At 67.6% G+C, this 22,787-nt stretch carries 21 protein-coding genes; all 21 read left to right on the top strand.

Annotated elements, in window-relative coordinates; all coding sequences use genetic code 11:
• Positions 1-6: 6 nt before the first annotated feature.
• The 21 genes from nusG to rpsC all read left to right on the top strand — a co-directional run bounded on the left by nusG (position 7) and on the right by rpsC (position 22,785).
• Positions 7-729 carry a transcription termination/antitermination protein NusG gene (gene nusG, locus AB0M35_RS09555; protein WP_363743490.1) on the top strand — a complete coding sequence of 241 codons (723 nt, stop codon included), beginning with the start codon at positions 7-9 and terminating at the stop codon, positions 727-729.
• A gap of 207 nt (positions 730-936) precedes the next feature.
• Positions 937-1,371, top strand: coding sequence for a 50S ribosomal protein L11 (gene rplK / locus AB0M35_RS09550; RefSeq protein ID WP_363743488.1), 435 nt, complete (start codon positions 937-939; stop codon positions 1,369-1,371).
• An 82-nt stretch (positions 1,372-1,453) separates the two neighbouring features.
• Positions 1,454-2,170: a 50S ribosomal protein L1 gene (rplA, locus tag AB0M35_RS09545; protein WP_363743487.1), complete on the top strand. Its 717-nt coding sequence runs from the start codon at positions 1,454-1,456 to the stop codon at positions 2,168-2,170.
• Between the two features lie 576 nt (positions 2,171-2,746).
• Positions 2,747-3,292, top strand: coding sequence for a 50S ribosomal protein L10 (gene rplJ / locus AB0M35_RS09540; RefSeq protein WP_013735964.1), 546 nt, complete (start codon positions 2,747-2,749; stop codon positions 3,290-3,292).
• Between the two features lie 54 nt (positions 3,293-3,346).
• Complete coding sequence (gene rplL, locus AB0M35_RS09535; protein ID WP_363743485.1) at positions 3,347-3,733, top strand: 50S ribosomal protein L7/L12; 387 nt, start codon at positions 3,347-3,349, stop codon at positions 3,731-3,733.
• Between the two features lie 575 nt (positions 3,734-4,308).
• Positions 4,309-7,740, top strand: coding sequence for a DNA-directed RNA polymerase subunit beta (locus tag AB0M35_RS09530; RefSeq protein WP_363743483.1), 3,432 nt, complete (start codon positions 4,309-4,311; stop codon positions 7,738-7,740).
• A gap of 126 nt (positions 7,741-7,866) precedes the next feature.
• Positions 7,867-11,754 (top strand): DNA-directed RNA polymerase subunit beta', encoded by a 3,888-nt coding sequence (locus tag AB0M35_RS09525; protein ID WP_363743823.1) that lies wholly within the window; start codon positions 7,867-7,869, stop codon positions 11,752-11,754.
• A gap of 107 nt (positions 11,755-11,861) precedes the next feature.
• Complete coding sequence (locus tag AB0M35_RS09520) at positions 11,862-12,236, top strand: hypothetical protein (RefSeq protein ID WP_363743481.1); 375 nt, start codon at positions 11,862-11,864, stop codon at positions 12,234-12,236.
• A gap of 447 nt (positions 12,237-12,683) precedes the next feature.
• Complete coding sequence (locus AB0M35_RS09515; RefSeq protein WP_363743480.1) at positions 12,684-13,064, top strand: hypothetical protein; 381 nt, start codon at positions 12,684-12,686, stop codon at positions 13,062-13,064.
• A gap of 514 nt (positions 13,065-13,578) precedes the next feature.
• Positions 13,579-13,953 (top strand): 30S ribosomal protein S12, encoded by a 375-nt coding sequence (gene rpsL / locus AB0M35_RS09510; protein ID WP_013735958.1) that lies wholly within the window; start codon positions 13,579-13,581, stop codon positions 13,951-13,953.
• A gap of 1 nt (position 13,954) precedes the next feature.
• Positions 13,955-14,425 (top strand): 30S ribosomal protein S7, encoded by a 471-nt coding sequence (gene rpsG / locus AB0M35_RS09505; protein ID WP_077938296.1) that lies wholly within the window; start codon positions 13,955-13,957, stop codon positions 14,423-14,425.
• A 76-nt stretch (positions 14,426-14,501) separates the two neighbouring features.
• Positions 14,502-16,598: an elongation factor G gene (gene fusA, locus AB0M35_RS09500; RefSeq protein WP_363743478.1), complete on the top strand. Its 2,097-nt coding sequence runs from the start codon at positions 14,502-14,504 to the stop codon at positions 16,596-16,598.
• A 216-nt stretch (positions 16,599-16,814) separates the two neighbouring features.
• Entirely contained in the window at positions 16,815-18,008 is a 1,194-nt protein-coding gene (gene tuf / locus AB0M35_RS09495; RefSeq protein ID WP_102658909.1) for an elongation factor Tu, read from the top strand.
• Between the two features lie 349 nt (positions 18,009-18,357).
• Positions 18,358-18,666, top strand: a complete 309-nt coding sequence (gene rpsJ / locus AB0M35_RS09490) for a 30S ribosomal protein S10 (RefSeq protein WP_007073037.1) — start codon at positions 18,358-18,360, stop codon at positions 18,664-18,666.
• Positions 18,667-18,677: 11 nt separating this feature from the next.
• Positions 18,678-19,343, top strand: coding sequence for a 50S ribosomal protein L3 (gene rplC / locus AB0M35_RS09485; protein WP_363743476.1), 666 nt, complete (start codon positions 18,678-18,680; stop codon positions 19,341-19,343).
• The gene (gene rplD / locus AB0M35_RS09480) at positions 19,340-19,990 is read left to right on the top strand and encodes a 50S ribosomal protein L4 (RefSeq protein WP_363743474.1); all 651 of its coding nucleotides are present in this window, start codon (positions 19,340-19,342) and stop codon (positions 19,988-19,990) included. The genes rplC and rplD overlap by 4 nt, the downstream gene beginning before the upstream one ends.
• Positions 19,987-20,289 (top strand): 50S ribosomal protein L23, encoded by a 303-nt coding sequence (gene rplW / locus AB0M35_RS09475; RefSeq protein WP_013735952.1) that lies wholly within the window; start codon positions 19,987-19,989, stop codon positions 20,287-20,289. Before rplD ends, rplW begins: the two co-directional genes overlap by 4 nt.
• Positions 20,290-20,301: 12 nt before the next feature.
• Positions 20,302-21,141, top strand: a complete 840-nt coding sequence (gene rplB, locus AB0M35_RS09470; RefSeq protein WP_363743472.1) for a 50S ribosomal protein L2 — start codon at positions 20,302-20,304, stop codon at positions 21,139-21,141.
• Between the two features lie 12 nt (positions 21,142-21,153).
• Entirely contained in the window at positions 21,154-21,435 is a 282-nt protein-coding gene (gene rpsS / locus AB0M35_RS09465) for a 30S ribosomal protein S19 (RefSeq protein ID WP_013735950.1), read from the top strand.
• A gap of 40 nt (positions 21,436-21,475) precedes the next feature.
• The gene (rplV, locus tag AB0M35_RS09460; RefSeq protein ID WP_363743470.1) at positions 21,476-21,931 is read left to right on the top strand and encodes a 50S ribosomal protein L22; all 456 of its coding nucleotides are present in this window, start codon (positions 21,476-21,478) and stop codon (positions 21,929-21,931) included.
• The gene (rpsC, locus tag AB0M35_RS09455; RefSeq protein ID WP_102658911.1) at positions 21,931-22,785 is read left to right on the top strand and encodes a 30S ribosomal protein S3; all 855 of its coding nucleotides are present in this window, start codon (positions 21,931-21,933) and stop codon (positions 22,783-22,785) included. The genes rplV and rpsC overlap by 1 nt, the downstream gene beginning before the upstream one ends.
• Positions 22,786-22,787 lie beyond the last annotated feature (2 nt).

Raw genomic sequence — 22,787 nt, 5'->3', positions numbered from 1 at the left:
GCGAGCGTGCCTGAGTACGACGAGACCGCCGAGACCCCGGACGAGCAGTCCACGGTGGCGACGGCGGCTGGCGACGAGTCGGTCGAGGCCGCCAGCGAGCCGGAGTTCGCGATGACCGAGCCCGCGCCCGACGAGGACTACGACCCGGTCGCCGAGCTGCGCCAGAAGCTGCGCTACGCGCCCGGCGACTGGTACGTGGTGCACTCGTACGCCGGCTACGAGAACAAGGTCAAGACCAACCTCGAAACCCGGATCACGTCCCTCGACATGGAGGACTACATCTACCAGGTCGAGGTGCCGACCCGGGAAGAGGTCGAGGTCAAGAACGGCAAGCGGTCCCAGGTGCAGGCCAAGGTCTTCCCCGGCTACATCCTGGTCCGGATGGAGTTGACCGCCGAGTCTTACTCCTGCGTACGCAACACGCCGGGCGTCACCGGCTTCGTGGGCGCCACGGACCGGGCCGACCGTCCGGCGCCGCTGAGCCTCGACGAGGTGCTGAAGTGGCTGGCGCCAACCGTGGAGACGGAGCAGAAGAAGGCCAAGCCGGAGGTCAAGGTCCTCGACTTCGAGGTCGGTGACTCGGTCACGGTCACCGACGGTGCCTTCGCCTCGTTGCCGGCCACGATCAGCGAGATCAACGCCGACCAGCAGAAGCTCAAGGTGCTGGTGTCGATCTTCGGCCGCGAGACGCCGGTGGAACTGAACTTCAACCAGGTCGCGAAGATCTGATTCACCGACCGCTGGTGACGGCCCTCCCGGGGTCGTCACCAGCGGTGTTTTCGTTCGGTTCGCCCGTCCGGCCAACCTCCGTGGGTGAGCCGCCCTCGGCCTGCGCTACCCTAGAACGTCGCTGCCGCCGTACCCGCGCTGACCGTGCGCGCCCCCGGCGGCGGTGTAGGTGCGAACCATTCCCAGTTCCAAGCCCCAGGAAGAGACATGCCTCCGAAGAAGAAGAAGCTCGTCAAGACGTTCACGCTTCAGCTGCCGGCGGGCCAGGCCACTCCGGCGCCGCCGGTCGGTCCCGCGCTCGGCCAGCACGGCGTGAACATCATGGAGTTCTGCAAGTCGTACAACGCGCAGACCGAGTCGCAGCGGGGCGACATCGTCCCCGCCGAGATCAGTGTGTACGAGGACCGGTCCTTCACCTTCGTGCTGAAGACCCCGCCCGCCGCCCGGCTGCTGATCAAGGCTGCCGGCGTGCAGAAGGGCTCGGGCGTCCCGCACAAGGAGAAGGTCGGCTCGGTGACCCGCGCCCAGGTGCGGGAGATCGCCGAGAAGAAGATGGCTGACCTCAACGCCAACGACCTCGACCAGGCTGAGAAGATCATCGCCGGCACCGCCCGGTCGATGGGCCTGAACGTCACCGACTGACCTCGGCCACCACCGACCCGTACGGATCGTGGGAGGGCGCGCGAGCATCGCGGCCCGCCAGAAACCACAGGAGTAGACAGAAATGCAGCGCAGCAAGAGCTACCGCAAGGCCGCCGAGGTCATCGACCGGTCCAAGCTCTACACCCCCGCCGAGGCCGTGAAGCTGGCCAAGGAGACGACCAACGTCAAGTTCGACGCCACGGTCGAGGTCGCGATGCGCCTCGGCGTCGACCCCCGCAAGGCGGACCAGATGGTCCGCGGCACGGTCAACCTGCCGCACGGCACCGGTAAGACCGCCCGCGTGATCGTGTTCGCCGCCGGCGCGAAGGCCGAGGAGGCCGTCGCCGCCGGTGCCGACGAGGTGGGCACCGACGAGCTGGTCGCTCGGATTCAGGGTGGTTGGCTGGACTTCGACGCGGCCATTGCCACGCCGGACCAGATGGCCAAGATCGGCCGGATCGCGCGGATCCTGGGCCCGCGCGGTCTGATGCCGAACCCGAAGACCGGCACGGTGACCATGGACGTCACCAAGGCGGTGTCCGACATCAAGGGCGGCAAGATCACCTTCCGGGTGGACAAGCACTCGAACCTGCACCTGATCATCGGCAAGGCCTCCTTCTCGGAGGCCCAGCTGGTCGACAACTACGCGGCCGTGCTGGACGAGGTGCTGCGGGCCAAGCCGTCCGCGGCGAAGGGCAAGTACCTCAAGAAGGTCACCCTGACCACCACCATGGGCCCGGGTGTCCCGGTCGACCCGAACGTGGTGAAGAACCTGCAGGAAGGCTCGGCCGACAGCTGAGCACGAGCGCCCGGAAGGGGCCCCGCCACGACATGGCGGGGCCCCTTCCGTCGTCGCAGGCGTGCCGGGGCTCGCGCGCTTCGGCTCTACACAGACGCACGGCGGTGACGGTCAGCGCGGTGATCGACACCGGATCGCCGAAGCGGCGATGTCCAGTCACGGCGTACCCCGCTGTTTCGGCGATACGGCGGGGGCCGGCGAGGTGGTGCCGGAGGAGATCGGGCTAACCTGATGATCAACGGGGCGGGGTGGGGCGAAGGTGGGGCGATTTGGCGAGTACAGGTGGGGTCGCGTAGCCTGTTGACGTCGCACGATTCTGTCGTGCGTGAAGTTCCACCCAGAGACCGCTGGTCACCGTGCCCTGGCACGGTCGAAGGTTCCGCGAAGACGGGCGACCCGCGCAGGGCGGTAAGCGAACATCGGCAGCATCCCGTGGTCCGCCGACTGCGGTGAGCGTTGCCCATCTCGCCCCGTGCGCCCTGCGCCGGGGCTTTCTGTTTGTCGCGATGCCCTCGCTCCAGTCGCAGGCGCCCGCCTGTGCTGGCGACCAGCCTCGAGTAACGAGAGAGGAGGGACATGGCGGACAAGCCGATCCGGGCCGACAAGGCCACGGCTGTTGCTGAGCTGACCGAGAGCTTCCGCAGCGCGGGTGCCACCGTGCTGACCGAGTACCGCGGCCTGACGGTTTCCCAGCTCACCCAGCTGCGGCGCTCGCTCGGTAAGGAGACCAGCTACACGGTTGCCAAGAACACGCTGGCCAAGCGTGCTGCGGCGGACGCGGGCATCTCCGGCCTCGACGAGCTGTTCACCGGTCCTACCGCGCTGACTTTCGTTTCGGGCGACGTCGTCGAGGCGGCGAAGGGCCTTCGCGACTTCGCGAAGGCCAACCCGAAGCTCGTCATCAAGGGCGGTGTCTTCGAGGGCAAGGCCATTTCCGCGGCCGAGGTCACGAAGCTCGCCGACCTGGAGTCCCGTGAGGTGCTGCTGGCCAAGCTGGCCGGCGCGATGAAGGGCAACCTGAGCAAGGCCGCGGCCCTGTTCCAGGCCCCGTTGTCGAAGACCGCCCGTCTGGCGGCTGCGCTTCAGGACAAGCGCGAGAAGGAAGGCGCCGAGGCGGCCTGAGGGCCCACGGCGCACCCACGTTCTTAGTCAAACCTTTAGGAAAGGACGCCAGACATGGCGAAGCTCAGCACTGACGAGCTGCTCGACGCGTTCAAGGAGATGACGCTGATCGAGCTCTCCGAGTTCGTGAAGCAGTTCGAGGAGACCTTCGAGGTCACCGCCGCCGCCCCGGTCGCCATGGCCGCTGCCCCGGCCGGCGGTGGCGCCGCCGCCGAGGCCGAGCCGGAGAAGGACGAGTTCGACGTCGTCCTCGACGCCGACGGTGGCAAGAAGATCCAGGTCATCAAGGTCGTGCGTGAGCTGACCGGCCTGGGCCTCAAGGAGGCCAAGGACCTGGTCGAGGCTGCCCCCAAGGCCGTCCTGGAGAAGGTCAACAAGGAGACCGCGGACAAGGCCAAGGCCAAGCTTGAGGGTGAGGGCGCCAAGGTCACCCTCAAGTGACCTGAGCACCACCTGGCCGTCCTGACTCACGTGAGCCGGGGCACACCATGTCGCGGCGGGCGGCGATCCGATCTGACGGATTGCCGCCCGCCGTGCTGGTGGACGCGGGCGCAGCGGGCATGAGCAGGCCGTGGAACTGGCGTTCGGATCTGTCGACGCGTCAGGCGGATTGGTCCGTTGGTGGGAAAGAGCAGCGGATGGCAATCTCGGCCCTTGACGCGACCATGGGCTGACAGGCACGCTGACATCAGCAAGACCTTCCGCGCTTGCGACGGCCACTGCGTGGGTAGATCAGCGGCAGCACCCACCTGTCGCAGACACCCGAAGCGGCCCTGCGGGAACGTTGCGTTCCGAGCGGTCCGGTACGACCTGTTCCACGGGTCCCGAGGCCAGTTCCGCAACGTCCTGCGGGATGGGCTGGACAGCGGTTAGCCTCTCGGCTACACTGCTAGTTTGCGCTGCCTTCCGACTTGACCCCTGCTCGGAAATGTCCGGTTATGGATATTTTCTGGTGGGGTCATTGGAGTGCACGCGTACCAGCCGTTCTGCAGCACCGGTCCTCGGAAGGACGCATCTTGGCAGCTTCCCGCCCTGCGAAGACCAGTCGTACGTCGAGCGCATTCGCTCCCCGCCGAGTTTCCTTCGGCCGGATCACCGAACACCTCGAGGTCCCCAACCTCCTCGCCATTCAGAACGAGTCCTTCGACTGGCTCGTCGGCAACGAGGCTTGGCAGGGCCGGTCGGCGGACGACCCGCACGCACGCTCGGGTCTCGCGGAAATTCTCGACGAGATCAGTCCCATTGAGGACTTTTCCGGCACCATGTCGCTTTCCTTCTCGGCTCCGCGCTTCGACGAGGTCAAGGCCTCGATCGAGGAGTGCAAGGAGAAGGACCTCACTTACTGTGCGCCACTGTTCGTGACCGCTGAGTTCACCAACAACACCACCGGCGAGATCAAGAGCCAGACGGTGTTCATGGGTGACTTCCCGATGATGACGCCGAAGGGCACCTTCATCATCAACGGCACCGAGCGTGTGGTGGTCAGCCAGCTCGTCCGTTCGCCGGGCGTCTACTTCGACAAGCAGCCGGACAAGACCTCCGACCGCGACCTCTCCAGCGTCAAGGTCATCCCGAGTCGGGGTGCCTGGCTGGAGTTCGACATCGACAAGCGCGACACGGTCGGCGTCCGCATCGACCGCAAGCGTCGGCAGGCCGTCACGGTGCTGCTCAAGGCCATCGGATGGTCGGCCGAGCGGATCCGTGAGAAGTTCGGCTGGTCCGAGCTGATGATGACCACGCTCGAGAAGGACCACATCGCCGGCCAGGACGAGGCGCTACTCGACATCTACCGGAAGCTGCGCCCTGGCGAGCCGCCGACCCGCGAGAACGCCCAGACCCTGCTCGACAACCTCTTCTTCAACCCGAAGCGGTACGACGTCGCCAAGGTCGGTCGGTACAAGTTCAACAAGAAGCTCGAGCTGGGCGTGCCGATCACCACCGGCACGCTGACCGAGGACGACATCGTCGCCACCGTGGAGTACCTCTGCCGGCTGCACGCCGGTGAGGACGGCTACGAGGCCGACGACATCGACCACTTCGGCAACCGGCGGCTGCGTACCGTGGGCGAGCTGATCCAGAACCAGGTTCGGGTCGGCCTTTCCCGGATGGAGCGGGTCGTCCGCGAGCGGATGACGACTCAGGACGTCGAGGCGATCACGCCGCAGACCCTGATCAACATCCGCCCGGTGGTGGCCGCGATCCGGGAGTTCTTCGGCACCTCGCAGCTGTCCCAGTTCATGGACCAGACCAACCCGCTGGCGGGCCTGACCCACCGGCGCCGGCTGAGCGCACTCGGCCCAGGTGGTCTGTCCCGGGAGCGGGCCGGCTTCGAGGTCCGCGACGTGCACCCGTCGCACTACGGCCGGATGTGCCCGATCGAGACGCCGGAAGGCCCGAACATCGGCCTGATCGGCGCGCTGTCCACCTTCGCCCGGGTCAACCCGTTCGGCTTCATCGAGACGCCGTACCGGAAGGTCGTCGACGGTCGGGTCACCGACCAGATCGACTACCTGACCGCGGACGAGGAGGACCGGTTCGTCAAGGCCCAGGCCAACGCGCCGCTGCGGGCCGACGGCACGTTCGCCGAGGACCGCGTCCTGGTCCGTCGTAAGGGCGGCGAGACCGAGGACGTCCCGCCGGCGGCCGTGGACTACATGGACGTGTCGCCGCGGCAGATGACCTCGGTCGCGACCGCGATGATCCCGTTCCTTGAGCACGACGACGCCAACCGGGCCCTGATGGGCGCGAACATGCAGCGTCAGGCGGTGCCGCTGGTCAAGGCCGAGTCTCCGCTCGTCGGCACCGGCATGGAGTACCGTGCCGCCGTCGACGCCGGTGACGTGGTGGTGGCTGAGGTCGGTGGCGTGGTCGAGGACCTCTGCGCCGACTACATCACCGTCCACCAGGACGACGGCCACCGCCGTACGTACCTGCTGCACAAGTTCCGCCGCTCCAACGCCGGCTCCTGCGTCAACCAGAAGCCGGTGGTCTTCGAGGGCGACCGGGTCGAGGCCGGCCAGGTCATCGCCGACGGTCCGTGCACCGACGAAGGTGAGATGGCGCTCGGGCGCAACCTGCTCGTGGCGTTCATGTGCTGGGAGGGCCACAACTACGAGGACGCGATCATCCTGTCGCAGCGCCTCGTGCAGCAGGACGTGCTCACCTCGATCCACATCGAGGAGCACGAGGTCGACGCCCGGGACACCAAGCTCGGCCCGGAGGAGATCACCCGCGACATCCCGAACGTCAGCGAGGAGATGCTCGCCGACCTCGACGAGCGCGGGATCATCCGGATCGGTGCCGAGGTCGTCCCTGGCGACATCCTGGTCGGCAAGGTCACTCCGAAGGGTGAGACCGAGCTGACTCCGGAGGAGCGGCTGCTCCGCGCGATCTTCGGTGAGAAGGCGCGTGAGGTCCGGGACACCTCGCTGAAGGTGCCGCACGGTGAGACCGGCACGGTCATCGGCGTGCGTACCTTCTCCCGGGAGGACGGCGACGAGCTGCCGCCGGGCGTCAACGAGCTGGTCCGGGTCTACGTCGCCCAGAAGCGGAAGATCCAGGACGGTGACAAGCTCGCCGGCCGGCACGGCAACAAGGGCGTCATCTCCAAGATCCTGCCGGTCGAGGACATGCCGTTCCTGGAGGACGGCACCCCGGTCGACATCGTGCTCAACCCGCTGGGTGTGCCGAGCCGGATGAACATCGGCCAGGTGCTGGAGACCCACCTGGGCTGGGTGGCCAAGACCGGTTGGAAGGTCGAGGGCGACGACGCGGAGTGGAAGCGTCAGCTCCAGAGCATCAGCGCTGACTCCTCCGAGCCGGACACCAACGTGGCCACTCCGGTCTTCGACGGTGCCCGTGAGGAGGAGATCTCCGGTCTGCTCGCGTCGACCCTGCCCAACCGGGACGGCAAGCAGCTGATCGGGGCCAGCGGCAAGGCGCAGCTGTTCGACGGCCGCTCCGGCGAGCCGCTGCCCGACCCGATCGCGGTCGGCTACATCTACATCCTGAAGCTCAACCACCTGGTCGACGACAAGATCCACGCTCGGTCGACCGGTCCGTACTCGATGATCACGCAGCAGCCGCTGGGTGGTAAGGCGCAGTTCGGTGGCCAGCGCTTCGGTGAGATGGAGTGCTGGGCGATGCAGGCCTACGGTGCCGCGTACGCCCTGCAGGAGCTGTTGACGATCAAGTCCGACGACGTCCTCGGCCGGGTGAAGGTCTATGAGGCCATCGTCAAGGGCGAGAACATCCCCGAGCCGGGCATTCCGGAGTCGTTCAAGGTGCTGCTCAAGGAGCTGCAGTCGCTGTGCCTCAACGTAGAGGTGCTCTCCAGCGACGGTGTGGCCCTGGAAATGCGCGAGACCGACGACGAGGTGTTCCGGGCCGCGGAGGAACTGGGCATCGACCTTTCCCGGCGCGAGCCGAGCTCGGTCGAGGAAGTGTGACGTTGGGGTTTCGGGGCGGGGCGACCCACTCCGGGCGATCAGGTTGATCCCTACGAGGGTCACCCCGTCCCGAAACCGAACCCGGTGAGCTGCTGACGCAACAAGCGACGTGTGAGGGAATTGAACGTGCTCGACGTCAACTTTTTCGACGAGTTGCGAATTGGGCTGGCGACCGCGGACGACATCCGTCAGTGGTCGCACGGCGAGGTCAAGAAGCCCGAGACGATCAACTACCGCACCCTCAAGCCGGAGAAGGACGGGCTCTTCTGCGAGAAGATCTTCGGTCCGCAGCGGGACTGGGAGTGCTACTGCGGTAAGTACAAGCGGGTCCGCTTCAAGGGCATCATCTGTGAGCGCTGCGGCGTCGAGGTGACCCGCTCGAAGGTCCGCCGGGAGCGGATGGGCCACATCGAGCTGGCCGCCCCGGTGACCCACATCTGGTACTTCAAGGGCGTGCCGAGCCGGCTGGGCTACCTGCTGGACCTCGCCCCGAAGGACCTCGAAAAGATCATTTACTTCGCCTCGTACGTCGTGACGAGCGTGGACGCTGAAGCGCGTCACCGTGACCTCTCGACCATCGAGAACGAGATCCTGGCCGAGAAGCGGCAGTCGGAGAACAGCCGCGACTCGGAGATCGAGAAGCGGGCCGCCAAGCTTGAGGCCGACCTGGCCGAGCTGGAGGCCGAGGGCGCGAAGGCGGACGTCCGGCGCAAGGTCAAGGAGGGCGGAGAGCGCGAGATGCGCCAGATCCGCGACCGGGCCCAGCGCGAGATCGACCGCCTGGACGAGGTGCTGGACACCTTCCGCAAGCTGGAGCCGAAGCAACTGGTCACCGACGAGCTGCTCTACCGCGAGCTGCGCGACCGGTTCGGCGAGTACTTCACCGGTGGCATGGGCGCCGAGGCGATCAAGGCCCTGGTGCAGAACATGGACCTCGACGCCGAGGCGGAGAGCCTGCGGGAGACCATCCGCACCGGCAAGGGTCAGCGGAAGATCCGGGCGCTCAAGCGGCTGAAGGTCGTGGCGGCGTTCCAGAACACCCGCAACTCGCCGCTGGGCATGGTGCTGGACTGCGTACCGGTGATCCCGCCGGACCTGCGTCCGATGGTGCAGCTCGATGGTGGCCGGTTCGCGACCAGCGACCTGAACGACCTGTACCGCCGGGTGATCAACCGGAACAACCGGCTCAAGCGACTGATCGACCTCGGCGCGCCCGAGATCATCGTCAACAACGAGAAGCGGATGCTCCAGGAGGCCGTCGACGCGCTGTTCGACAACGGCCGCCGGGGCCGACCGGTCACCGGTCCGGGTAACCGTCCGCTGAAGTCGCTGTCCGACATGCTCAAGGGCAAGCAGGGTCGGTTCCGTCAGAACCTGCTGGGCAAGCGCGTCGACTACTCCGGCCGTTCGGTCATCGTGGTCGGCCCGAAGCTCAAGCTGCACCAGTGCGGCCTGCCCAAGCAGATGGCGCTGGAGCTGTTCAAGCCGTTCGTGATGAAGCGGCTGGTCGACCTCAACCACGCACAGAACATCAAGTCCGCCAAGCGGATGGTCGAGCGGCAGCGGCCGGTCGTGTGGGACGTGCTGGAAGAGGTCATCGGCGAGCACCCGGTGCTGCTCAACCGGGCGCCGACCCTGCACCGACTCGGCATCCAGGCCTTCGAGCCGCAGCTGGTCGAGGGCAAGGCCATCCAGATCCACCCGCTGGTCTGCACCGCGTTCAACGCCGACTTCGACGGTGACCAGATGGCGGTGCACGTGCCGCTGTCCGCCGAGGCCCAGGCCGAGGCACGGATCCTGATGCTGTCGTCGAACAACATCCTCAAGCCGGCCGACGGCAAGCCGGTCACCATGCCCACCCAGGACATGGTCATCGGCCTGTACCACCTGACCCACCTCACCACCGGTGAGCGTGGCGAGGGCCGGGCGTTCAGCTCGGACGCCGAGGCGCGGATGGCGTACGACAACGGTGAGCTGCACCTGCAGGCACCGGTCAGGATCCGGCTGCGCAACGTGGTCGAGGTCGACAACGGTGCCGGCGCGCAGCCGTGGACCGCCCCCGAGGACTGGACCCCGGGTGAGCCGCTGACCGTGGAGACCACCCTCGGTCGGGTGCTGTTCAACGAGACCCTGCCGCAGGGCTACCGGTACGTGAACTACGAGATCCGCAAGGGTCAGCTCTCCGCGATCGTCAACGACCTCGCCGAGCGGTTCCCGAAGGTGGCGCTGGCAGCCACCCTCGACGGGCTCAAGGAGGCCGGTTTCCACTGGGCCACCTGGTCCGGCGTGACCATCGGCATGGAGGACGTCATCGCTCCGCCGCGCAAGCGGGAGATCCTGGAGCGGTACGAGAAGGAAGCCGACCGGATCGACAAGCAGTACCAGCGTGGTCTGATGACCGCCGAGGAGCGTCGCGGCGAGCTCATCGAGATCTGGACCAAGGCGACCAACGAGGTCGCCAAGGAGATGGACACCGCGCTGCCGCAGGAGAACCCGCTGTGGAAGATGATCAACTCGGGTGCTCGCGGTAACCTGCTCCAGCTCCGGCAGATCGCGGCGATCCGTGGTCTGGTGGCCAACCCGAAGGGTGAGATCATCCCGCGGCCGATCAAGGCCAGCTACCGGGAGGGTCTGTCCGTGCTGGAGTACTTCATCTCCACGCACGGTGCCCGTAAGGGCCTCGCGGACACCGCCCTGCGTACCGCCGACTCGGGTTACCTGACCCGTCGTCTGGTGGACGTCTCGCAGGACGTCATCATCCGCGAGGAGGACTGCGGCACCGACCGGGCCATCCCGATGCAGATCGGTCAGCAGCTCGACGGTCGGCTGGTGGTGCACGAGCACGCCGAGACCAGCGTGCACGCTCGTACCCTGGCCGACGACATCAAGGGGCCGGACGGCACCGTCGTCGCCGAGCGGGGCGCGGACATCAACTCGATCCTGGTCGACAAGATCGTCGCCGCTGGGGTCGAGACCGTCCGGGTGCGCAGCGTGCTCACCTGCGAGTCGAAGCTGGGCGTCTGCGGTGCGTGCTACGGCCGTTCGCTGCCGACCGGCAAGATCGTGGACGTCGGCGAGGCGGTCGGCATCATCGCCGCCCAGTCGATCGGTGAGCCGGGTACGCAGCTGACGATGCGTACCTTCCACACCGGTGGTGTCGCGGGTGAGGACATCACCCAGGGTCTGCCGCGTGTCCAGGAGATCTTCGAGGCCCGGATCCCGAAGGGTAAGGCGCCGATCGCCGACACCCCCGGCCGGATCCGGATCGAGGACGGCGAGCGGTCGCGCAAGATCGTCGTGATCCCGGACGACGGCAGCGAGGAGATCGTGTACGACAAGATCTCGAAGCGGGTCCGGCTGCGGGCGCACGACGGCGACCACGTCGAGGTCGGCGAAAAGCTCACCGAGGGCACCATCGACCCGCACGAGCTGTTGCGCATCCTCGGCCCGCGGGCGGTCCAGGTCCACCTGACCCAGGAGGTTCAGGAGGTCTACCGCTCGCAGGGTGTGCTCATCCACGACAAGCACATCGAGATCATCATTCGCCAGATGCTCAAGCGGGTGACGGTCATCGACTCCGGCTCGACCGAGTTCCTGCCGGGTGTGCTGGTCGACCGGGCACTGTTCGAGTCGGAGAACCGCCGGCTCGTCTCCGAGGGCGGCGAGCCCGCGGCGGGTCGTCCGGTGCTGATGGGTATCACCAAGGCCTCGCTGGCCACCGACTCCTGGCTCTCGGCGGCCTCCTTCCAGGAGACCACCCGGGTGCTGACCGACGCGGCGATCCACGCCCGCAGCGACTCGCTGATCGGTCTCAAGGAGAACGTGATCATCGGTAAGCTCATCCCGGCCGGTACGGGCATCAGCAAGTACCGCAACGTCCGGGTCGAGCCGACCGAGGAGGCGAAGGCCAAGGTCTACTCGATGACCGGCTACCCGGAAACCGACTACGGCTTCGGGCCGGCCAGCGGCCAGGCGGTTCCGCTGGACGACTTCGACTTCGGGTCGTACCGCTGAGTCATTCGCTCTGACGACGAGGCCCCCGGCACCGCGCCGGGGGCCTCGTCGTCGGTACCGGTGGTCATGGTTCTACCGATCCGCCGTGCGCGGGGCATGATGGAGGCATGACGACCGCCGCCGGACCGATGCCGGTCGCTGCACCGACCGGGCCGCCCCGGCATCCGCTCGATCCGGACCCGGTCCGGGCCACCAAAGCACGGGCCGTCTTCGCGCTCGGTCTGATGGGTGCGCTTACCGGACTGTTCATCGGGGGAGTTGTGCCGGCCATGGTGGCGCTTCAGCTGGCCCGACAGGCGCGCCGCGAGGCGTACGCGTCGGGGGGTTTTCTCACCGGCGCGGCGTGGCTGCGGCGGGGGGAGAGCCTGGCCTGGGCGGGCCTGGTGCTGGTCGCGGTGAGCGTGGTCGTCGCGGTGGTGGTGGGCGTGATCCGGCTCGCCGAGGCACCCTACGGCCACGATTTCGCGCCGAACGTGGACTGAGGTCTCACCTGCCTGCGGGTATCACCGCCCCGTCCGGGAGGCGTTCGGGCACTCACCTGACGTGGCGTCGTCTCCCGCGCCGCACATCGGTGAGCTGACCGGCGACGGTAGCCTGACGTTGTCCGCCGCACGGCGGTGGACGCGGCCGATGAGGAGGATCCTGTGACGGAACCGGCGCGTCCCGAGAGCGGCGAACCCGCTCGGCCAAGCGCCGGGCGTCCGGAGGCCGAAGCGGCGGAACCGGCCAGGTGGACACCATCGGGCCCGCCGGCGACAAACTTCCCGACCGGGTACGCACCGCCACCACCCGCCGCATTCGCGCCCGTACCCTCCGGACCGCCGGGTGGGCCGGGTGCTGGTGTGCCCTCGGGTTGGCCTGCCGGCTCGGGGTGGCGCGGCGGTGGTTCCGTCCCGCCGCCGCAGGAACGTCCCCGACCGCCGAGCCGGGTGGAGCCCGTACCGGGTACCTCGTTTGCGATGGTGCACCTCGACGTGCCGCCGGTCACCTCGGGCCTGGCGGTCGGCTCACTGATCGCGGGAATCATCTCCATCCTCGTGTCGTTTCTGGTCATCTGTGTGGGTGCGGTGGGCGGTGGGTTGAACGGTGTCTGGGCCTCCGGCTCATTCGCCGCCCTAGGCGGCCTCACCGGGGCCGGCGCCGTGGTCGCCGGCCTGCTGGGCGCGCGTCAGATCCGGCGGCCGGCACCTCCGCCGGCGGTGCGGTTCACCGGTCGTGGTCTGGCCATCGCCGGGATCAGTTGTGGCGGCGTCGGACTGCTGTTGAGCCTGCTGGGCGTGGGCCTGGCCCTGCTGTTGACGCTGACCTGACCCGGCTGGTTGATGCCGCCTGATCCGGCTGGCGACGCTGGGCGTCGTTGGTGACGTCGGCTAGGGGGCTCGGCGGGCGGTTTCCGGTGGAGCCGGTACACTTGTATCTGTAGGTGCCCATCACGGGCGGGCAGAGCGACGGAGCCGGTCGCCGAGCGGTGAGAAGTTCGGCGGGTCTCCCGTTTTGACCTGCGCGGCTGTGGTAGGTACTCTTTCCCCTTGTGCCCGGGCTCGCCCGGGCAACTCGTGCGTGCGCTGGTTCCGGCATCCGGTTCCGGAAGGCGCCACGACTGAGCCAAAGGAACCGACGCGCGGTCGTCCGTGTGTCGGTGACAACCCCCGGGGCTGCGCTCAACCGCGCGGGACCGGGACCGTGAGCGGGCGACACGCCCGACCGCGGGTGCCGGGACCTCCGCGAGGTGGCCCTGGTCGGAATGTAGGAGAGCCGGTCATCAGGTCGGCTACGGCAGACGGCGCGGTCGCGACAAGCGGCCGAAGGGAGCGGAGAAACCCGGTGCCCACGATCCAACAGCTGGTCCGAAAGGGCCGCCAGGCGAAGACCACCAAGACCAAGACCCCGGCGCTGAAGGGATCCCCTCAGCGGCGCGGTGTGTGCACTCGCGTGTACACCACCACCCCGAAGAAGCCGAACTCGGCGCTGCGCAAGGTTGCTCGTGTCAAGCTCAGCAGCCAGGTCGAGGTGACCGCCTACATCCCGGGTGTCGGGCACAACCTGCAGGAGCACTCGATCGTGCTCGTCCGCGGTGGCCGTGTGAAGGACCTCCCCGGCGTGCGTTACAAGATCGTCCGCGGCTCGCTGGACACCCAGGGTGTCCGCAACCGCAAGCAGGCGCGCAGCCGTTACGGCGCGAAGAAGGAGAAGAGCTGACATGCCGCGTAAGGGACCTGCCCCGCGTAAGCCGCTGGTCGCTGACCCGGTGTACAACTCGCCGCTGGTCACCCAGCTGGTAAACAAGATCCTGCTTCGCGGCAAGCGTCAGCTCGCCGAGCGCATCGTGTACGCAGCCCTGGAAGGCTGCCGCGAGAAGAGCGGCACCGATCCGGTCGTCACGCTCAAGCGCGCCATGGACAACGTCAAGCCGACCCTTGAGGTCCGCAGCCGCCGTGTCGGTGGCGCGACCTACCAGGTCCCGGTCGAGGTCCGCCCCGCCCGGGCGACCACCCTGGGGCTGCGCTGGCTGGTCACCTACTCCCGCGCCCGGCGTGAGAAGACCATGATCGAGCGGCTGATGAACGAGCTGTTGGACGCGAGCAACGGCCTCGGCGCTGCCGTCAAGCGGCGTGAGGACACCCACAAGATGGCGGAGTCCAACAAGGCCTTCGCGCACTACCGCTGGTAACACCTGAGGTCCCGGCGCCCAACCGGCGCCGGGGCCGCCACCAGTTGTGTCGGGACGACGATAAGTAGGGATTGAAGTGGCCGCCGCAGACGCGCTCGCCAACGTACGCAACATCGGCATCATGGCGCACATCGATGCCGGTAAGACCACTACCACCGAGCGGATCCTGTTCTACACCGGTATCACGTACAAGATCGGTGAAGTTCATGAGGGCGGCGCCGTCATGGACTGGATGGAGCAGGAGCAGGAGCGCGGTATCACCATCACTTCCGCCGCCACGAAGTGCGAGTGGAAGGGCCACACGATCCAGATCATCGACACGCCCGGCCACGTCGACTTCACGGTCGAGGTGGAGCGGTCGCTTCGAGTCCTGGACGGTGCCGTCGCGGTCTACGACGGTGTGGCCGGCGTGGAGCCGCAGACGGAGAACGTCTGGCGCCAGGCGGACAAGTACAACGTCCCCCGGATGTGTTTCGTCAACAAGCTCGACCGCACCGGTGCCGACTTCTTCCGCTGCGTGCAGATGATGATCGACCGGCTGAACGCCACTCCGCTGGTGCTTCAGATCCCGATCGGCGCCGAGAGTGACTTCATCGGCGTGGTCGACCTGGTCGAGATGCGCGCCCTCACCTGGCGTGGCGAGACCCAGAAGGGTGAGGACTACGCGGTCGAGGAGATTCCGGCCGACCTGGCCGACTCCGCTGCCGAGTGGCGCGAGAAGCTGATGGAGACCCTGGCCGACGTCGACGACGCGGTGATGGAGAAGTACCTGGAGGGCGAGGAGATCTCCGTCGAGGAGATCAAGGCCGCCATCCGTCGGTCCACCATCGCCGGTAAGGCCAACCCGGTCCTCACCGGCACCGCCTTCAAGAACAAGGGCATCCAGCCGATGCTGGACGCGGTCGTCGCCTACCTGCCGTCGCCGCTGGACGTCCCGGCGATCGAGGGTACGGCCACCGACGGCGAGACCCCGATGCAGCGCAAGCCGTCGGTGTCCGAGCCGTTCGCCGGCCTGGCCTTCAAGATCCAGACGGACAAGCACCTTGGCAAGCTCACCTACGTGCGGATCTACTCCGGCACGCTCGAGTCCGGCTCCCAGGTGGTCAACTCCACCAAGGACCGCAAGGAGCGGATCGGCAAGATCTACCAGATGCACGCCAACAAGCGGGAAGAGCGCAGCTCGGCCCAGGCTGGCGACATCATCGCGGTGCAGGGTCTGAAGCAGACCACGACCGGTGACACCCTGTCCGACCCGGCGAACCCGGTCATCCTGGAGTCGATGACCTTCCCGGAGCCGGTCATCGAGGTGGCCATCGAGCCGAAGACCAAGGCCGACCAGGAGAAGCTCAGCACCGCCATCCAGCGGCTGGCCGAGGAGGACCCGACCTTCCGCGTCAAGCTGGACGACCAGACCGGCCAGACGGTCATCTCCGGCATGGGCGAGCTGCACTTGGACATCCTGGTCGACCGGATGCGCCGGGAGTTCAACGTCGAGGCGAACATCGGTAAGCCGCAGGTGGCGTACCGCGAGACCATCCGCCGCAAGGTGGAGAAGGTCGAGTACACCCACAAGAAGCAGACCGGTGGGTCCGGCCAGTACGCCCGGGTGATCGTCAGCCTGGAGCCGCTGCCGCTCGGCAACGACGCCCCGACCTACGAGTTCGCCAACGCGGTCACCGGTGGCCGTATCCCTCGGGAGTTCATCCCCTCGGTGGACGCGGGTGCGCAGGACGCCATGCAGTACGGCATCCTCGCCGGCTTCCCGCTGGTGGGCGTCAAGCTGACGCTGCTCGACGGGCAGTACCACGAGGTCGACTCGTCCGAGATGGCATTCAAGATCGCCGGCTCGATGGTGATGAAGGACGCGGCCCGCAAGGCTGATCCCGCACTGCTCGAGCCGATGATGGCCGTTGAGGTCACCACTCCTGAGGAGAACATGGGTGACGTCATCGGTGACCTCAACTCCCGTCGTGGCATCATCCAGGCGATGGAGGAGCGCAGCGGCGCCCGCGTCGTCCGGGCTCTGGTGCCGCTGTCGGAGATGTTCGGCTACGTCGGCGACCTGCGGTCGAAGACCCAGGGCCGGGCTAGCTACAGCATGCAGTTCGACTCCTACGCCGAGGTTCCGGCCTCGGTGGCCAAGGAGATCATCGCCAAGGCGACGGGTGAGTGACGCTCGCTTGAGCTGATCCGACGGTGGTCGCGGGAGGAGATCCCCGACCGCGACCACCTCGGTCGGATTGTGTGAATTCCGGGCCTGTAGGCTTCATCGCCGCAGAACCCACAAAAGCTTCCCGGCCGTCAGGCCGGAAAGGCTGTCGACAGAGTCCTAAGCGCCGCTCCTGGCGCACCGGGGCGAACGAACCAAGAAGTCCACAGGAGGACACCAGTGGCGAAGGCGAAGTTCGAGCGGACTAAGCCGCACGTCAACATCGGCACCATTGGTCACATCGACCACGGTAAGACGACGCTGACGGCGGCCATCACCAAGGTCCTGCACGACCAGTACCCGGACCTGAACCCGTACACGCCGTTCGACGAGATCGACAAGGCGCCGGAGGAGAAGGCCCGCGGCATCACGATCTCGATCGCGCACGTCGAGTACCAGACCGAGGCGCGGCACTACGCGCACGTCGACTGCCCCGGTCACGCTGACTACATCAAGAACATGATCACCGGTGCCGCCCAGATGGACGGCGCGATCCTGGTGGTCGCCGCGACCGACGGCCCGATGCCGCAGACCCGCGAGCACGTGCTGCTGGCCCGCCAGGTTGGCGTGCCGTACATCGTCGTGGCGCTGAACAAGAGCGACATGGTCGACGACGAGGAGCTGCTGGAGCTCGTCGAGCTCGAGGTCCGCGAGCTGCTCTCGTCGCAGGAGTACCCGGGCGACGACCTGCCGGTCGTGCGTGTCTCGGCGCTCAAGGCTCTTGAGGGTGACCCGGAGTGGACCGGCCGGCTCCTGGAGCTGATGAACGCCGTCGACACCGCGATCCCGCAGCCGGAGCGCGAGACCGAGAAGCCGTTCCTGATGCCGATCGAGGACGTCTTCACGATCACCGGTCGTGGCACCGTCGTCACCGGTCGCGCGGAGCGCGGCATCCTCAAGCCGAACGAGGAGGTGGAGATCGTCGGTATCCGCGAGAAGTCGCAGAAGACGGTCTGCACCGGCATCGAGATGTTCCGCAAGCTGCTCGACGAGGCCCGCGCGGGTGAGAACGTCGGTCTGCTGCTGCGTGGCATCAAGCGCGAGGACGTCGAGCGCGGCATGGTGGTCGTCAAGCCGGGCACCACGACCCCGCACACCGAGTTCGAGGCGACGGTCTACATCCTCTCCAAGGAGGAGGGCGGCCGGCACACCCCGTTCTTCCAGAACTACCGTCCGCAGTTCTACTTCCGGACCACGGACGTCACCGGTGTCGTCACCCTTCCCGAGGGCACCGAGATGGTCATGCCTGGCGACAACACCACGATGACCGTGAAGCTGATCCAGCCCATCGCGATGGAGGAAAACCTCAAGTTCGCGATCCGGGAGGGTGGCCGTACGGTCGGCGCGGGTCGCGTCACCAAGATCATCAAGTGAGCTGGGTAACCCCGATTAGACCCGCCGCCGGTCGTGCGGCATACTAGTCAGGTTGCGTAACGACAGTTCGCCGCCCGTGTTCGGCTTCCGCTGAACCTCCGGGTAGGCAGAGCAGTCGGGCGTGGGGTGGTTGGCGGTCCAACCGCCAACCACCCTCGCGCGGCGTTCAGGTCGCGGTAGCGCGATCGGCGCCTTGACCCACCGCGGTCAGGATCGCTCCGGAATCTTGGGGCGGAGCCTGGCCCAAGGGCGCGACACGCCCGACCGCGGGGGTGGGCGAAGAGGGTCTGTGCCAGCCGGTACAGGCACCCGCAACACAGCGGCATCGAGAGAAGGAACAGAAGCCACCATGGCGGGACAGAAGATCCGCATCCGGCTCAAGGCCTATGACCACGAGGTCGTCGACTCCTCGGCTCGGAAGATCGTCGAGACGGTGACGCGCACCGGGGCGCAGGTCGCGGGCCCGGTGCCGCTGCCCACGGAGATCAACCGTTTCTGCGTCATCCGCTCGCCGCACAAGTACAAGGACTCGCGCGAGCACTTCGAGATGCGTACGCACAAGCGGCTGATCGACATCATCGACCCGACCCCGAAGACGGTCGACTCGCTCATGCGCCTCGACCTGCCGGCTGGCGTCGACATCGAGATCAAGCTGTAGGGACCGGACACATGGACAGGCAAGTGAAGGGGATCCTGGGCGCGAAGCTCGGCATGACCCAGGTCTGGGACAACAACAAGGTTGTTCCGGTGACCGTGGTTCAGGCCGGCCCGTGCGTCATCACCCAGGTTCGTGACGCCGACAAGGACGGTTACTCCGCGGTCCAGCTGGCGTACGGCACGATCGACCCGCGCAAGGCCAAGAAGCCGCTGCGTGGGCACTACGCGAAGGCTGACGTGGCGCCGCGCCGGCACATCGTCGAGCTGCGCACCACCGACGCCGCGGACTACTCGCTCGGTCAGGAGATCACGGTCGAGGAGTTCCCGGCCGGCGTCTCGATCGACGTCACCGGCAAGACCAAGGGCAAGGGCTTCGCCGGCCCGATGAAGCGGCACGGCTTCCACGGTCTGCGGGCCAGCCACGGCGTCGAGCGCAAGCACCGCTCGCCGGGCTCCATCGGCGCCTGCGCCACCCCGGGCCGGGTCTTCAAGGGCACCCGGATGGCGGGTCGCATGGGCGGTGTGCGCTACACCGTGCAGAACCTGACCGTCCAGGCGGTCGACACCGAGAACAACCTCCTGCTCGTCCGCGGCGCCATTCCCGGCCCCAAGGGCGCGCTGGTCCTGGTCCGCACCGCGGCCAAGGCGAAGGTGAAGAAGGGCGGTGCGGCCAAGTGACCACCGTTGACGTCTTGAACTCCGAAGGCACCAAGACCGGCTCGGTCGAGCTGCCCGGTGACATCTTCGACGTGCAGGCCAACGTGCCCCTGATGCACCAGGTCGTGGTGGCTCAGCTGGCCGCGGCCCGGCAGGGCACCCACAAGACCAAGACGCGGGGCGAGGTCGCCGGTGGCGGCAAGAAGCCCTACAAGCAGAAGGGCACCGGTCGGGCCCGGCAGGGCTCGATCCGCGCGCCGCAGTTCGCCGGCGGTGGCGTGGTGCACGGCCCGGTGCCGCGCGACTACAGCCAGCGCACCCCGAAGAAGATGAAGGCCGCCGCGCTGCGTGGCGCCCTGTCGGACCGGGCCCGCGCCGGGCAGGTGCACGTCGTCGAGGCGTTCGTCTCGGGCGAGAAGCCGTCGACCAAGGCCGCGCTGGCCACGCTCGCCAAGCTGAGCCAGGCCCGCCGGGTGCTGGTCGTGCTGAGCAGCATCGACGAGCTGAACTGGGTGTCGCTGCGCAACGAGCCGCGGGTGCACCTGATCGAAGCCGGCCAGCTGAACACGTACGACGTGCTGGTGGCCGACGACGTGGTCTTCACCAAGGAGGCCCTGGACGAGTTCCTGGGCGTTCCCGCCGAGACCACCGAGGAGGGTGGCAAGTGAGCACGATCGCCGACCCGCGCGACATCATCGTGGCGCCGGTCGTCTCGGAGAAGAGCTACAGCGAGCTGAACCGCAACTGGTACACCTTCCTGGTGCACCCGGACGCGAACAAGACCGCGATCAAGATCGCTATCGAGCAGATCTTCAACGTCCGTGTCCTGACGGTCAACACGCTCAACCGCGAGGGCAAGCGCAAGCGGACCCGTACCGGGTTCGGTAAGCGCAAGAACACCAAGCGCGCGATGGTGAAGCTGGCTGAGGGCGACCGCATCGAGGCCTTCGGCGGCCCGGTCAGCTGAGGGGTGTAGACAATGGCTATCCGTAAGTACAAGCCGACGACGCCGGGCCGGCGTGGCTCAAGCGTCGCCGACTTCGCCGAGATCACCCGATCGACGCCCGAGAAGTCGCTGCTGGCGCCGCTGCCGAAGAAGGGTGGGCGTAACGCCCACGGGCGGATCACCGCCCGGCACCAGGGTGGCGGCCACAAGCGGCAGTACCGGATCATCGACTTCAAGCGGGTCGACAAGGACGGTGTGCCGGCCAAGGTCGCGCACATCGAGTACGACCCGAACCGCACCGCGCGGATCGCGCTGCTGCACTACGCCGACGGCGAGAAGCGGTACATCATCGCGCCGAAGGACCTGAAGCAGGGCGACCGGGTCGAGTCCGGTCCGGGCGCCGACATCAAGCCGGGCAACAACCTGCCGCTGCGCAACATCCCGGTCGGTACCACCGTCCACAACGTGGAGCTGCGTCCGGGTGGCGGGGCCAAGCTGGCCCGCTCGGCCGGCGTCGGCATCCAGCTGCTCGGCCGGGAGGGCGCGTACGCGACCCTGCGTATGCCGTCGGGTGAGATCCGGCGCGTGGACGTGCGGTGCCGGGCCAGTATCGGCGAGATCGGCAACGCCGACCAGTCGAACATCAACTGGGGTAAGGCCGGCCGGATGCGGTGGAAGGGCAAGCGCCCGACCGTCCGTGGTGTGGCCATGAACCCGGTCGACCACCCGCACGGTGGTGGCGAGGGCAAGACCTCCGGTGGTCGCCACCCGGTCAACCCGCAGGGTAAGCCAGAGGGCCGCACCCGTCGTAAGGGCCAGCCGAGTGACCGGCTGATCGTCCGCCGCCGCTACGCCACGCGTAAGCGCGGCTGAGGGAGATAAGACATGCCTCGCAGCCTGAAGAAGGGCCCGTTCATCGACGACCACCTGCTCAAGAAGGTGGAGACGCAGAACGAAAAGGGCTCGAAGAACGTCATCAAGACCTGGTCGCGGCGCTCGACGATCATCCCGGAGATGCTCGGGCACACGATCGCCGTGCACGACGGACGCAAGCACGTCCCGGTGTTCGTGACCGAGGCGATGGTCGGGCACAAGCTCGGCGAGTTCGCGCTGACCCGTACGTTCAAGGGTCACGAAAAGGACGACCGGAAGAGCCGCCGGCGCTGACGCCGCGGGCATACGGATAGAGGATCAAGGGGTTACAGCGATGCCAGGAAAGGGCGACGCTCCGGTGCTTCCGGGCGCGCGGGCGGTTGCGCGGTACGTGCGCATCTCGCCGATGAAGGCGCGCCGGGTGGTCAACCTCGTCCGCGGCCTGCCCGCGAAGGAGGCGCTCACGGTGCTGCAGTTCGCGCCGCAGGCTGCGAGCGAGCAGGTGTACAAGGTGCTCGCGAGCGCGATCGCCAACGCGGAGAACAACGAGCGGCTGGACCCCGACGCGCTGCTCGTCAGCGAGGCGTTCGTGGACGAGGGCCCGACCATGAAGCGGTTCCAGCCGCGGGCGCAGGGCCGGGCGTACCGGATCCGTAAGCGCACCTGCCACATCACGGTGGCGGTCGAGGCGATTGCGCCGGCCGCGCCGAAGAAGTCGGCGAAGAAGGCGGCCCCGGCGGAGCAGACCGCACCGGCCGAGACGCAGAGCAACACGGAGGGCGCCGAGTAATGGGTCAGAAGGTTCACCCGCACGGGTTCCGCCTCGGCATCTCGACCGACTGGAAGTCCCGCTGGTTCGCGGACAAGCTCTACAAGGACTACATCGGCGAGGACGTCAAGATCCGCCGGATGATGTCCAAGGGCCTGGAGCGCGCCGGCATCTCCAAGGTCGACATCGAGCGCACCCGCGACCGGGTTCGCGTCGACATCCACACCGCCCGGCCGGGCATCGTCATCGGCCGTAAGGGTGCGGAGGCCGACCGGATCCGCGGCGAGCTGGAGAAGCTCACCGGCAAGCAGGTGCAGCTGAACATCATCGAGGTGAAGAACCCCGAGTCGGACGCGCAGCTGGTCGCCCAGGGCGTGGCCGAGCAGCTCTCCAGCCGGGTCAGCTTCCGTCGGGCGATGCGCAAGGCGATGCAGTCGGCGATGAAGAACCCGATGTGCAAGGGCATCCGGGTGCAGGTCTCGGGTCGCCTCGGCGGCGCCGAGATGAGCCGCACGGAGTTCTACCGCGAGGGTCGGGTTCCGCTGCACACGCTGCGGGCCAACATCGAGTACGGCTTCTTCGAGGCCCGTACCACCTTCGGCCGCATCGGCGTGAAGGTCTGGATCTACAAGGGTGACGCGGTGCCGGGTCGGGAGACCCCGGCCGAGGCGCCGTCGCGCCCGCGCCGGGATCGGGGTGACCGCCCCGAGCGGCCGCGTCGTGGTCGCTCCGGTTCGTCCGGTACGACTTCCGGTGGCACCGAGGCCGGCCGGGCTGCGGCGACGACCGTTGCGCAGCAGGCCGAGACGCCGAGCGGCGAGCCGGTGGACACGTCCGCCGTCGCCGCCGCGGCAGAAACGCAGCAGGAGGGCTGACA

This window comes from Micromonospora sp. NPDC051196 (assembly GCF_040682415.1).
GTDB lineage: Bacteria > Actinomycetota > Actinomycetes > Mycobacteriales > Micromonosporaceae > Micromonospora.
This window is presented reverse-complemented; position numbering and strand designations above follow the sequence as displayed.

Bases quoted from the DNA above. Each gene is read 5' to 3' on its own strand.
- rpsJ (WP_007073037.1), top strand. From the start codon at position 18,358: ATGGCGGGACAGAAGATCCGCATCCGGCTCAAGGCCTATGACCACGAG.
- rplA (WP_363743487.1), top strand. From the start codon at position 1,454: ATGCAGCGCAGCAAGAGCTACCGCAAGGCCGCCGAGGTCATCGACCGG.
- rplL (WP_363743485.1), top strand. From the start codon at position 3,347: ATGGCGAAGCTCAGCACTGACGAGCTGCTCGACGCGTTCAAGGAGATG.
- rpsG (WP_077938296.1), top strand. From the start codon at position 13,955: ATGCCGCGTAAGGGACCTGCCCCGCGTAAGCCGCTGGTCGCTGACCCG.
- rplV (WP_363743470.1), top strand. From the start codon at position 21,476: ATGCCAGGAAAGGGCGACGCTCCGGTGCTTCCGGGCGCGCGGGCGGTT.
- rpsC (WP_102658911.1), top strand. From the start codon at position 21,931: ATGGGTCAGAAGGTTCACCCGCACGGGTTCCGCCTCGGCATCTCGACC.
- rpsS (WP_013735950.1), top strand. From the start codon at position 21,154: ATGCCTCGCAGCCTGAAGAAGGGCCCGTTCATCGACGACCACCTGCTC.
- rplB (WP_363743472.1), top strand. From the start codon at position 20,302: ATGGCTATCCGTAAGTACAAGCCGACGACGCCGGGCCGGCGTGGCTCA.
- rplC (WP_363743476.1), top strand. From the start codon at position 18,678: ATGGACAGGCAAGTGAAGGGGATCCTGGGCGCGAAGCTCGGCATGACC.
- rplJ (WP_013735964.1), top strand. From the start codon at position 2,747: ATGGCGGACAAGCCGATCCGGGCCGACAAGGCCACGGCTGTTGCTGAG.
- rplK (WP_363743488.1), top strand. From the start codon at position 937: ATGCCTCCGAAGAAGAAGAAGCTCGTCAAGACGTTCACGCTTCAGCTG.
- AB0M35_RS09520 (WP_363743481.1), top strand. From the start codon at position 11,862: ATGACGACCGCCGCCGGACCGATGCCGGTCGCTGCACCGACCGGGCCG.